Origin of the sequence: Kitasatospora sp. NPDC057512, from assembly GCF_042802135.1 — a bacterium.
In the GTDB taxonomy this organism is placed as follows: Bacteria; Actinomycetota; Actinomycetes; order Streptomycetales; family Streptomycetaceae; genus Kitasatospora.
The window spans coordinates 1-11201 of sequence record NZ_JBHVET010000226.1; the positions used below are offsets into that span (position 1 = coordinate 1).

General features: G+C 74.4%; 9 protein-coding genes, 1 tRNA gene and 1 riboswitch. Of the genes, 8 read left to right on the forward strand and 2 right to left on the reverse strand.

All coding sequences use genetic code 11. The annotated features are described in order from the left end of the window. Window positions 1-53: 53 nt before the first annotated feature. The gene (gene murA / locus ACFU6K_RS16995) at window positions 54-1394 is read right to left on the reverse strand and encodes a UDP-N-acetylglucosamine 1-carboxyvinyltransferase (RefSeq protein ID WP_049653446.1); all 1341 of its coding nucleotides are present in this window, start codon (window positions 1392-1394) and stop codon (window positions 54-56) included. A gap of 301 nt (window positions 1395-1695) precedes the next feature. Between murA and ACFU6K_RS17000 the strand changes: the two genes are divergently transcribed. The 6 genes from ACFU6K_RS17000 (at window position 1696) to ACFU6K_RS17025 (ending at window position 9128) form a co-directional block, all read left to right on the forward strand. After that, complete coding sequence (locus ACFU6K_RS17000) at window positions 1696-2280, forward strand: YqgE/AlgH family protein (protein ID WP_380663784.1); 585 nt, start codon at window positions 1696-1698, stop codon at window positions 2278-2280. Window positions 2281-2343: 63 nt separating this feature from the next. Beyond that, a complete protein-coding gene (locus ACFU6K_RS17005; protein ID WP_360253463.1) occupies window positions 2344-2622 on the forward strand; it encodes a DUF3039 domain-containing protein in 279 nt (92 codons plus the stop codon). Window positions 2623-2713: 91 nt separating this feature from the next. Beyond that, window positions 2714-4324 carry a beta-N-acetylhexosaminidase gene (locus ACFU6K_RS17010; RefSeq protein ID WP_380663785.1) on the forward strand — a complete coding sequence of 537 codons (1611 nt, stop codon included), beginning with the start codon at window positions 2714-2716 and terminating at the stop codon, window positions 4322-4324. 357 nt (window positions 4325-4681) lie between these two features. Further along, window positions 4682-5548 (forward strand): FAD binding domain-containing protein, encoded by an 867-nt coding sequence (locus ACFU6K_RS17015; protein ID WP_380663792.1) that lies wholly within the window; start codon window positions 4682-4684, stop codon window positions 5546-5548. Then, a complete protein-coding gene (locus tag ACFU6K_RS17020; RefSeq protein WP_380663787.1) occupies window positions 5545-6804 on the forward strand; it encodes a 2Fe-2S iron-sulfur cluster-binding protein in 1260 nt (419 codons plus the stop codon). Before ACFU6K_RS17015 ends, ACFU6K_RS17020 begins: the two co-directional genes overlap by 4 nt. Then, the gene (locus tag ACFU6K_RS17025; RefSeq protein WP_380663788.1) at window positions 6801-9128 is read left to right on the forward strand and encodes a xanthine dehydrogenase family protein molybdopterin-binding subunit; all 2328 of its coding nucleotides are present in this window, start codon (window positions 6801-6803) and stop codon (window positions 9126-9128) included. The genes ACFU6K_RS17020 and ACFU6K_RS17025 overlap by 4 nt, the downstream gene beginning before the upstream one ends. Window positions 9129-9224: 96 nt before the next feature. Here ACFU6K_RS17025 and ACFU6K_RS17030 read toward each other — a convergent pair. After that, window positions 9225-9296, reverse strand: a tRNA-Cys gene (locus ACFU6K_RS17030). A gap of 84 nt (window positions 9297-9380) precedes the next feature. After that, a riboswitch (guanidine-III (ykkC-III) riboswitch) is annotated at window positions 9381-9446 on the forward strand. A gap of 44 nt (window positions 9447-9490) precedes the next feature. On the opposite strand from ACFU6K_RS17030, the gene ACFU6K_RS17035 reads away from it, so the two are divergent. Next, window positions 9491-9805 (forward strand): multidrug efflux SMR transporter, encoded by a 315-nt coding sequence (locus tag ACFU6K_RS17035; protein WP_049656934.1) that lies wholly within the window; start codon window positions 9491-9493, stop codon window positions 9803-9805. A gap of 94 nt (window positions 9806-9899) precedes the next feature. Further along, window positions 9900-11201: MFS transporter (locus tag ACFU6K_RS17040; protein ID WP_380663790.1), on the forward strand; the 1302-nt coding region annotated here is incomplete at its 3' end.

The window sequence follows — 11201 nt, forward strand, 5'->3', positions numbered from 1 at the left end:
GGGCTCCCCACTGGGGAGCCCGGCCTCTCGCCGTTGCCGTCGCGGCGGACCCGTCAGGCGTCGACCAGCTGCTCGCTGGGCAGCTCGACGTGGGCGCCCAGGTCGCGCAGCTTGTCCATGAAGTTCTCGTAGCCGCGGTTGATCAGGTCGATGCCGTGGACGGTCGAGGTGCCCTCGGCCGCCAGCGCCGCGATCAGGTACGAGAAGCCGCCGCGCAGGTCCGGGATGACCAGCTCGGAGCCGATCAGCTTGGACGGGCCGGAGACGACCGCGGAGTGCAGGAAGTTGCGGGCCCCGAAGCGGCACGGGGTGCCGCCCAGGCACTCGCGGTAGAGCTGGATGTGCGCGCCCATCTGGTTCAGCGCGCCGGTGAAGCCGAGCCGCGACTCGTACACCGTCTCGTGGACGATGGACAGGCCGGTGGCCTGGGTCAGCGCGACCACCAGCGGCTGCTGCCAGTCGGTCTGGAAGCCCGGGTGCACGTCGGTCTCCAGGGCGATCGCCTTGAGCTCGCCGCCGGGGTGCCAGAAGCGGATGCCCTCGTCGTCCACCTCGAAGGCGCCGCCGACCTTCCGGAAGGTGTTCAGGAAGGTCATCATCTCCAGCTGGCGGGCGCCGCGGACGTAGATGTCGCCCTTGGTCGCCAGCGCCGCGCAGGCCCAGGAGGCGGCCTCCAGCCGGTCCGGCAGCGCGCGGTGGTTGTAGCCGTTCAGCTCGTCCACGCCGGTGATCAGGATCGTCCGGTCGGTGCCGAGGGTGATGATCGCGCCCATCTTCTGCAGCACGCAGATCAGGTCGACGATCTCCGGCTCGATGGCCGCGTTGCGCAGCTCGGTGACGCCCTCGGCGAGCACCGCGGTGAGCAGCACCTGCTCGGTCGCGCCGACCGAGGGGTAGGGCAGCTCGATCTTGGTGCCGCGCAGCCGCTGCGGGGCGACCAGGTAGGTGCCCTGCGGGTGCTTCTCGATGCTGGCGCCGAACTGGCGCAGCACCTCGAAGTGGAAGTCGACCGGGCGGCCGCCGATGTCGCAGCCGCCCAGGCCGGGGATGAAGGCGTGGCCGAGGCGGTGCAGCAGCGGGCCGCAGAACAGGATCGGGATCCGCGAGGAGCCGGCGTGCGCGTCGATGTCGGCGACGTTGGCGCTCTCGACGTGCGAGGGGTCGAGGATCAGCTCGCCGTCCTCGTCACCGGTGCGCACGGTCACGCCGTGCAGCTGCAGCAGGCCGCGGACCACCTTGACGTCGCGGATGTCCGGGACGTTGCGCAGTCTGCTGGGGCCCTGCCCGAGGAGGGCGGCGACCATGGCCTTGGGCACCAGGTTCTTCGCTCCGCGGACGCGGATCTCGCCTTCGAGCGGGTTTCCGCCGTGGACCAGCAGGACGTCGTCGGTCATCGTTCTCGCAATCCGGGGTGCCAGAGGAGTCGGGGGGAGGGGCTCCGGGAGAGAGCCGGTGGTGGACCGGTCGTACGGGCGCGTTCGGGCCCCCGGCGAAACCGAGTCGGCACCGTATAAAGGCGTCCACCAGACGTAGATGGTAGTAGGCGTGCCGTTGGTTCCCGTGAGCCTCTCCCGTGATGGTGCTCTCTCCGCGCCCGGGCCCGCCCCCCGGTACGGCCGTACGGGTGTTCGTGGGCGTGGCGGTTTCCGGGCGTTGCGGTGTCCGAGCGGTGCGGTTCTGCGGGATCATGTGGGCATGACGGCGGCCCATTCGCACGGAGGCCGGTGCCACACCGGCCGTCTGCTCGTCGCGACGCCCCTGCTCACCGACCCGAACTTCGCGCGGGCGGTGGTGCTGCTCCTCGACCACGACGTCGAGGGGGCGCTCGGCGTGGTCCTCAACCGGCCGACACCGGTCGAGGTGGGCAGTGTGCTGGACGGCTGGAACAGACTCGTCGGCCAGCCGGCCGTGGTGTTCCAGGGCGGCCCGGTGGCGCTGGACTCGGCGCTCGGCCTCGCGGTGGCGCCGGGGGAGCCGGGTGCCGGCGAGCCGCTCGGCTGGCGCCGGGTGCACGGCGCGATCGGCCTGGTGGACCTGGAGGCGCCGCCCGAGGTGCTGGCCGGCGAACTGGGCAGCCTGCGGATCTTCGCCGGGTACGCCGGCTGGTCGCCGGGGCAGCTGGAGGCGGAGCTGGAGAGCGGCGCCTGGTACCTGGTGGACTGCGAGCCGGGGGACGTCTCCAGCCCCGAGCCGGAGCGGCTGTGGCGCTCGGTGCTGCGCCGCCAGCGCGGCCCGCTCGCCCTGCTGGCGACCTACCCGGACGACCCGACGATGAACTGAGCCGACCGGCCCGGGGGCGCGACACTGGCCGGGTTTCCGGAGGCGCCCATAGACTTGGCACCCATGAGCACTCTTGAGCCCGAGCGCGGCCTCGGCACCGGCACCCTGGTCGAGCCCGTCCCGCAGGTGTCCCACGGCGACGGCGACCACGAGCGCTTCGCGCACTACGTCCAGAAGGACAAGATCATGGAGAGCGCGCTCTCGGGGTCCCCCGTGGTGGCGCTCTGCGGCAAGGTGTGGGTGCCCGGCCGCGACCCGAAGAAGTACCCGGTCTGCCCGATGTGCAAGGAGATCTACGACGGCATCGGCAAGCCGCAGGACGGCGACGGCGACAAGAAGTAGTCCGCGGCGCCCCGCACAACGCCGTTTTGCATAGCACCAGGGTTTCCCCGGTGGTCTATGCCAATCGTCGGGGCGTGGGCAGGATGTCGGAATGGACCTCATTCCCGCACCTTCGAGTGCCGCCCGCCGCCCGGACGAGGACTATCCGCTCGACGCCGCCACCACGCTGACCGCACCCCCCGCGCTGGCCGACGCCGAGCGCTGGCTGCGGGCCACGCTGTCCGCCGCCACCGGGCTGCCGCTCGGCCCGGGCCGGCCGGGCGCGGGCATCGAGCTGGTCCAGGACGGGACGCTCGCCGCCGAGGCGTACCGGATCACGGTGCGCCCCGGCCACGCCCTGCTCGCCGCGGGCGGCCCGGCCGGCGCGCTGTGGGGCGCGCAGACCCTGCGGCAGCTGCTCGGGCCGGACGCCTACCGCCGCTCGCCGCTGCGCCGCGAGGGCTGGGTGCTGCCCGGCGCCGACATCGAGGACGCCCCCAGGTTCGGCTGGCGCGGCGCGCTGCTCGACGTGGCCCGGCACTTCCTGCCCAAGGCGGACGTGCTGCGCTTCGTCGACCTGCTGGCCGCGCACAAGCTCAACGTGCTGCACCTGCACCTGACCGACGACCAGGGCTGGCGGGTCGAGATCAAGCGCTACCCGAGGCTGACCGCGCACGGTTCCTGGCGGGACCGCTCGATGGTCGGGTACCGGGCCGGCCAGCGCCGCGACGACCGCCCGCACGGCGGCTACTACACCCAGGACGACCTGCGCGAGATCGTCGCCTACGCGGCCGCCCGCGGGGTCACCGTCGTCCCGGAGATCGACCTGCCCGGGCACACCCAGGCCGCCGTCGCCGCCTACCCCGAACTGGGCAACACCGACGTGGTGGACACCGCCGCGCTCGGGGTGTGGACCGACTGGGGGGTGAGCCACAACGTGCTCAACGCCTCCGAGGAGACCCTGCGCTTCTTCGAGGGCGTGCTGGAGGAGGTCCTGGAGCTCTTCCCGTCCGAGTTCGTCCACCTCGGCGGCGACGAGTGCCCCAAGGAGCAGTGGAAGGACAGCGCCGCCGCGCAGGCGCGGATCCGCGAGCTGGGCCTGGCCAACGAGGACGAACTGCAGAGCCACCTCATCCGGCACTTCGACCGCTGGCTGGCCGAGCGCGGCCGCCGGCTGATCGGCTGGGACGAGATCCTGGAGGGCGGGCTCGCGCCGGGCGCCGCGGTCTCCTCCTGGCGAGGCTTCGGCGGCGGGGTCGCCGCCGCGAAGGCCGGGCACGACGTGGTGATGTGCCCCGAGCAGCACGTCTACTTCGACCACCGGCAGGCGGACGGGCCGGACGAGCCGATCCCGGTCGGCTTCGTGCGCACGCTGGAGGACGTCTACCGGTTCGAGCCGGTCCCGAAGCAGCTGGACGAGGCCGCCGCCCGGCACGTGATCGGCACCCAGGCCAACCTGTGGAGCGAGTTCATGGACAGCGCCCGGGACATCGACTACCGGGCCTTCCCCCGGCTGGTCGCCTTCGCCGAGGTCGCCTGGTCCGAGCTGCCCGCCGAGCCGGCCGAGCGGGACTTCGCCGGCTTCGAGCAGCGGCTGACGACCCACCTGAAGGCGCTGGACGCGCTCGGCGTCGAGTACCGCCCGGCCGACGGGCCGCACCCGTGGCAGCGCTGGCCCGGGGTGGCCGGCCGGCCGATCGAGGGCCCGCCGCCGGTCCGTTAGACCGTGTCACGGGGGCCCCTTCCGGGGCCGCCGGGACCCCCGTGACACGCCCCGGTCGTCCTCGCCGGGAACTTCTGAGCGGTCATCGGACGTCAAGAACTGATGAACATCTGCCCTGGCCCGGAGCGGGTCGGGGCAGATACCGCCCGGTATCGGTCCCAATCGGGCAGCCCCGTTCACCGGCCCCGAAATGATCATCGAGCATTGTGTGCCAGAGTTGCCCAACCCGGCCCGATCGCCCGTACCCTACGGGCCAGGCCGGGCTGCTGACGCAGGACGGCACGGCCGCAGGCCGGCGGGCGGCAGGCGATCGATGAGCAAGTGGAGCACGGTGGGACCCAGGTGAACCGGACGATCATGCTGCCGGCCTCCCTCGACGAGGCCGTCGACGCGCTGGCCGCCGCTCCGGCCGCGGTACCGGTGGCCGGAGCCACCGACCTGATGGAGGCCGTCAACGCCGGCCGGTTGCGCCCCGCCGCCCTGGTCGGCCTCGGCCGGATCACCGAACTGCGGGGCTGGCGCTACGAGGACGGCGGCACCGCCGTCCTCGGCGCCGGACTCACCCACGCCCGGATGGACCGCCCCGACTTCGCCGCGCTCATCCCCGCGCTCGCCGACGCCGCCCGCACCGCCGGCCCGCCGCAGGTCCGCAACGTCGGCACCCTCGGCGGGAACATCGTCACCGCCGCCCCGGCCGGCGACACCCTCCCGGTGCTCACCGCGCTGGAGGCCGGCGTCACCCTGACCCGGGCCGGGGGCACCCGCGAGGTGCCGGTCAGTCACCTGCTCACCGGACTCGACCCGGTGCGCCCCGGCGAGCTGCTCACCTGGGTGCGCGTCCCGCTGCTGCACGCCCCGCAGGTCTTCCTCAAGGCCACCGGCCGCAGCGGCCCGGCCCGCGCCACCGCCTCCGTCGCCCTCGTCCTCGACCCGGCCAGGCGCTCGGTGCGCTGCGCCGTCGGGGCCGTCGCGCCGGTGCCGCTGCGCCCGCTGGAGGCCGAGGCCTGGGTGGCCGGCTGCATCGACTGGGACGGCAGCCGGGAGATCGACCCGGCTGCGGCCGCCGCCTTCGGCGAGTACGTGGCCGCCGCCTGCGTCCCCGACGACTACGGCGCCGAGGGCGCCTGGGAGGCCGTGACCGAGGGGCCGACAGCGGCCGCCGTTCGGCTGCGGCGTACCGTATCGGTGCTGGCCCGACGGGCGCTGGGAAGGGTGCTGAAGTGACCACAGACCCCATCGAGACCCTCGACGCCGACCCGCTCGGCCTCTCCCCGCAGGTCAGCCGCGAGCTGCGCCCGTGCGCCTCGTACACGCTGCGGGTCAACGGTTTCGAACGGCCCGTCACCGACGCCTGGATCGGCGAGAGCCTGCTCTACGTGCTGCGCGAGCGGCTCGGCCTGGCCGGTGCCAAGGACGGCTGCGAGCAGGGCGAGTGCGGGGCCTGCTCGGTGCAGGTGGACGGCCAGCTGGTGGCCGGCTGCCTGGTGCCCGCCGCGCTGGCCGCCGACAGCGAGATCAACACCGTCGAGGGGCTGTCGGCCGCCGGCGGCGCGAGCGCCGTCCAGCAGGCGCTGGCCGCCTCCGGCGCCGTCCAGTGCGGCTACTGCACCCCCGGCATGGCGATGGCGGTGCACGACCTGCTCCAACGCAACCACCGGCCCACCGAGGTGGAGGCCCGTCAGGCCCTGTGCGGCAACCTCTGCCGCTGCACCGGCTACCGGGGCGTGCTGGCCGCCGTCCAGACCGTCGCGGACGCCCGCGCGCTGGAGGCCGAGCAGGCGGAGGAGGCCGCCGAGGCCGCCGCCGCGCAGGCCGCCGCCGAGCCCGCTGCCGCGGCGCCGGCCGAGCCGGTCGCGGAGCCTGTCGCCGAGCCGCCCGTCGAGCCCGGACAGGCCGTCGAGCCGCCGGTCTACGCCGACGCCGGGGACTGGATCGAGCACGTCCCGCAGCAGGCCGTCGAGCAGCAGTCCGTCCCGCAGCACGCCGTCGAGCAGCAGCACGCCGTCCCGCAGCCCGCCGTCGGGCAGCCGGGCGTCGGGCCGGCCCCGGTCGGAGCGCCGTACGGCGACCCCCAGGGCGGCTACGACACCGGTGTGTACGACACCACCGTGCTGGCCCCGATCCGGGACGCCATCCCCGCCCAGGCCGCCGACGAGCAGGTGTACTACCCGCCGCAGGGCTACCCCGAGCAGCCCTACCAGGCCACCCCCGCGCACGGCACCTACCTGCCCTACCCGGACGGCCACCAGCAGCAGTCCGGCTACGACACCGGGTACGACGCCCCGGTCTACGAGCCCACCCCCGCGCACGGCACCCCGCTGCCCGGCACCGCCTACGACGGCACGCCGCCGCACGGCACCCCGTACCCCGCTCCGCACCCGCACGGTGCCCCGGCCGAGGGCGGCGCCCCGGACGGCGTCCCGTACGGGGCCACCCCCGCCCACGGCATCCGGCTCCCCGAGGACGACCACGCATCATGACGTCGCCTACCGACATCGGCGCAGCACTCCAGCAGGACGGCGGCGAGGGCGGCGCACCGGAGCCGATCGGCCTGGGCAGCTCCCCGCTGCGCGGCGACGCGCTGCCCAAGGCGCTCGGCATCTACCCGTACGCGGCCGACCTGTGGGCCGAGGGCCTGCTGTGGGGCGCGGTGCTGCGTTCGCCGCACCCGCACGCCCGGATCCGCGGCATCGACACCTCGGCCGCGCTGGCGCTGCCCGGGGTGCACGCCGTGGTCACCGCCGCCGACCTGCCGCCCGGCCCGGACGGCACCCCCGACGGAGCCCCGGCCGGGCCGATCGTCTCCGACCGGCCGGTGCTGGCCGCCGGCGTGGTGCGCCACCACGGCGAGCCGATCGCCGCGGTGGCCGCCGACCACCCAGACACCGCCCGGCTGGCGGTCGGCCTGATCGCGGTCGACTACGAGCCGCTGGAGGCCGTCACCGACCCGGAGCAGGCCTTCACCGCGCCGCCGCTGCACCCGGACGGCAACCTGTTCCGCCACCTGCCGCTGCGCACCGGGGACCCGGACGCGGTCGGCGAGATCGTCGTCGAGGGCCTCTACCAGGTCGGCCGGCAGGACCCGGCCCCGCTCGGCGCCGAGGCCGGACTGGCCGTGCCGCGCCCGGACGGCGGCGTCGAGCTGCACCTGTCCTCCACCGACCCGCACGGCGACCGCGACCGCACCGCCGCCTGCCTCGGCCTGGAGCCGGACCGGGTCCGGCTGGTGGCCACCGGCGTGCCCGGCGCCACCACCGACCGCGAGGACCTCTCGTTCCAGGTCACCCTGGCCCTGCTGGCGCTGCGCACCGGCCGCCCGGTGAAGATGACGCTCACCCGCGAGGAGTCCTTCCACACCCACACCTCGCGCCACCCCGCGCTGCTGCGCTACCGCCACCACGCGGACGCCGAGGGCACGCTGGTGAAGGTCGAGGCGCAGATCCTGCTGGACGGCGGCGCCTACGCGGACGTCTCCGCCGAGGCGCTGGCCGCCGCGACGGCCTTCTCGGCCGGTCCGTACGTCTGCCCGAACGTCTTCGTGGACGCCTGGGCGGTGCGCACCAACAACCCGCCGGCCGGCCGGATGCGCGGCGAGGGCGCCCTGCAGGCCTGCTTCGCGTACGAGTCCCAGCTGGACCAGCTCGCCGCCCGGATCGGCGTGGACCCGGTGGAGATCCGTCGCCGCAACGCGATGTCCACCGGCGACCCGCTGCCCACCGGACAGGCCGTCACCTGCCCGGCGCCGGTGCGCGCCCTGCTGGACGCGGTCGCGGCCGAGCCGCTGCCGGCCCTGCCGGTGGACGACCCGGACGCCGAGTGGCTGCTGCCCGGCGGGCCCGGCGGCGCGGGCGACCCGGCGGCGGTGCGGCGCGGCATCGGCTACGCCGTCGGCATGGTGCACATGCTGGGCGCCGAGGGCGAGGACGAGGTCTCCACCGCGACGGTGCGGGTCAGCGGCGACCACGCCACGGTGATCTGCGCGGCGGTCGACGCCGGGCAGGGCTTCGCCACGCTGGCCCGGCAGATCGTGCAGACCGTGCTGGGCGTCAGCGAGGTGTACATCGCGCCGGCCGACAGCGACCAGTCGATCGCCGGGCCATCCGCCCGCGGCCGGCACACCTGGGTCTCCGGCGGCGCCGTCGAGCGGGCCGCGCTGATGGTCCGCCACCAGCTGCTGCAGCCGATCGCGGCGAACTTCGGGATGTCGGCGGAGCTGCTCCAGATCGCCGACGGCAAGATCACCTCGTACGACGGGGTGCTGGGCATGCCGGTCGCCGAGGCGCTGGAGGGCAAGGAGCTGTGGGCGACCGCGCAGTGCCGCCCGCACCCCACCGAGCCGCTGGACGAGTCCGGGCAGGGCGACGCCTTCGTCTCCATCTCGTTCTGCGCGATGCGCGCGGTGGTGGACGTGGACATCGAGCTGGGCGCCGTCCGGGTGGTCGAGATGACCGTCGCCCAGGACGTCGGCCGGGCGCTGAACCCGCGCCAGATCGAGGACCGGATCGAGGCGGGGGTGGCCCAGGGCGTGGGCCTGGCGCTGCTGGAGGACCTGCGGACGGAGGGCGGGGTGCTGCAGAACCCCTCGCTCACCGGCTACCGGCTGCCCACCGCGCTGGACACCCCGGAGGTGCGGATCGCCGCGCTGCTGGAGGAGCGCGACGTGGTGGCCCCGTTCGGCGCCAAGGCGGTCGGCGCCGTCCCCGCGGTGGTCGCCCCGGCGGCCGTCGCCGCGGCGGTGCGCGCCGCCACCGGCCTGCCGGTCGGCCGGCTGCCGATCCGGGCGGAGGACGCCGTCACGGCCTGACCGGACGGCCCGGAAAAGCGACGGAAATTGCCGTGAACAGCGGAAAGGAATTGCCGGCCGACTTTTCCGAGTCGACCGGCAATTCCTTTTCCCACGAGGCCATGGCGGGGATCGAACCCGCGTGCACCGCTTTGCAGACGGTTCCCTAAGCCACTCGGGCACACGGCCAGTGAATTCATAGTGGCCGATCCGGGGAGAGCGGTCAACGCTCCTTTGTAAATTCTGTATGGCAGTGTGTGCTACCGTCGGAGACCGGTGGCGGCATTTCCGCCACCCCGGACGAGCGCGTCGTACCCGGTGACGACAAGACGGCGCAGTTCAGCGGCAATCCGGCCGCTGTGGACTGCGGAGGCACCACCGTCATGGCCTGGCTCGTTCTGATCCTCTCGGGTTTCCTCGAAACCGTCTGGGCGGTCGCCCTGGAATCGTCCAAGGGCTTCACCCGCCTCGTTCCCAGCCTCGTCTTCGGCGTCGCCCTGCTGTTCAGCATGGGCGGGCTGGCGTACGCGATGCGCACCATTCCGATCGGCACCGGCTACGCGGTCTGGGTCGGCATCGGCGCGGTCGGCACCGCGGTCTACGGCATGGCCGTCCTGGGGGACGCGGTGACCATGGCCCGGATCGGCTGCCTGCTGCTGATCGTCTCCGGCGTGGTGGGCCTCAAGGTGCTGCACTGAGCCCCGACGGCCCCGCGGCGTAGGTCCCGGGGCGGAGCCGATCACCGACCGGGGTCAGGGGTCATCGGGGCGGACGGCTCTTACGATGTCACGTATGACCACTGCCTCCCCCACCTCGGTCGACCCTGTTCCGATACCCCTCGACGACGACCCCGGCGGCGGGGTGCTCGGCGGCCGCTACCGCGCGCTGACCCTGGGGATCGTCTCGGTGGTCCTGGTGATCGCCTTCGAGGCGACGGCCGTCAACACCGCGATGCCGACCGCGGCCCGCCAGCTGAACGGGCTCGGGCTGTACGCCTTCGCCTTCTCCGGCTACTTCACCACCACCCTGTTCGCCCTGGTCGTCTCCGGCCAGTGGTGCGACCGGAGCGGCCCGCTGAAGCCGCTGTTCAGCGGCATCGCGGTGTTCGGCGTGGGGCTGGTGGTGGCCGGGACGGCGCCCGGGATGTGGGTGTTCGTGGCCGGCCGGGCGATCCAGGGCCTGGGCGGCGGGCTGGTGATCGTCGCGCTGTACGTGGTGGTCGGCCGGGCCTACCCGGAGCGGCTGCGGCCCGCGGTGTTCGCGGCCTTCTCCTCCGCCTGGGTGCTGCCCTCGATCATCGGCCCGCTGGTCTCCGGGGCCGTCACCCAGCACCTGGGCTGGCGCTGGGTGTTCCTGGCCGTGCCGGTGCTGATCCTGCTCCCGCTGGCCGTGATGGGCCCGGCGCTGGCCCGCTCGGAGCGGGAGCGCCCGGTGGTCCGGGGCGCGGCCTTCGACCGCCGCCGCACCCTGCTGGCCGCGATGGCGGCGGTCGGCGCCGGCCTGCTGCAGTACGCGGGGCAGCGGCGCGACCTGATCGGGCTGCTCCCGGGGATCGCCGGGGCGGCGCTGCTGGTGCCGGCCGTCCTGGGGCTGCTGCCGACCGGGACCCTGCGGGCCGGGCGGGGGCTGCCGGCGGTGATCCTGCTGCGCGGGATGGCGGCCGGGGCGTTCCTCGGCGCCGAGGCCTTCGTCCCGCTGATGATGACCACCCAGCGGGACCTCTCGCCGACGCTGGCCGGCCTGACCCTGACCAGCGGCGGCCTCACCTGGGCGGTCGGCTCCTGGCTCCAGGGGCGGCCCGGGGCGGAGCGCTACCGCGAGGCGATGATCCGGGGCGGCCTGGTGCTGACCGCGGTGGCGATCGGGGGCGCCGCGCTGGTGCTGTTCCCGGCGGTGCCGGCCTGGGTCGCGTCGGTGGCCTGGGGCGTCGGCGGCATCGGGATGGGGATGGCGATCGCCAGCGTCAGCGTGCTGATGATGAAGCTCTCCACGCCGGAGGACGCCGGGGCCAACTCGGCGGCCCTGCAGATGAGCGACGCGCTGGGCAACGTGCTGCTGACCGGTCTGGCCGGAGTGCTGTTCGCGGCGCTGGGC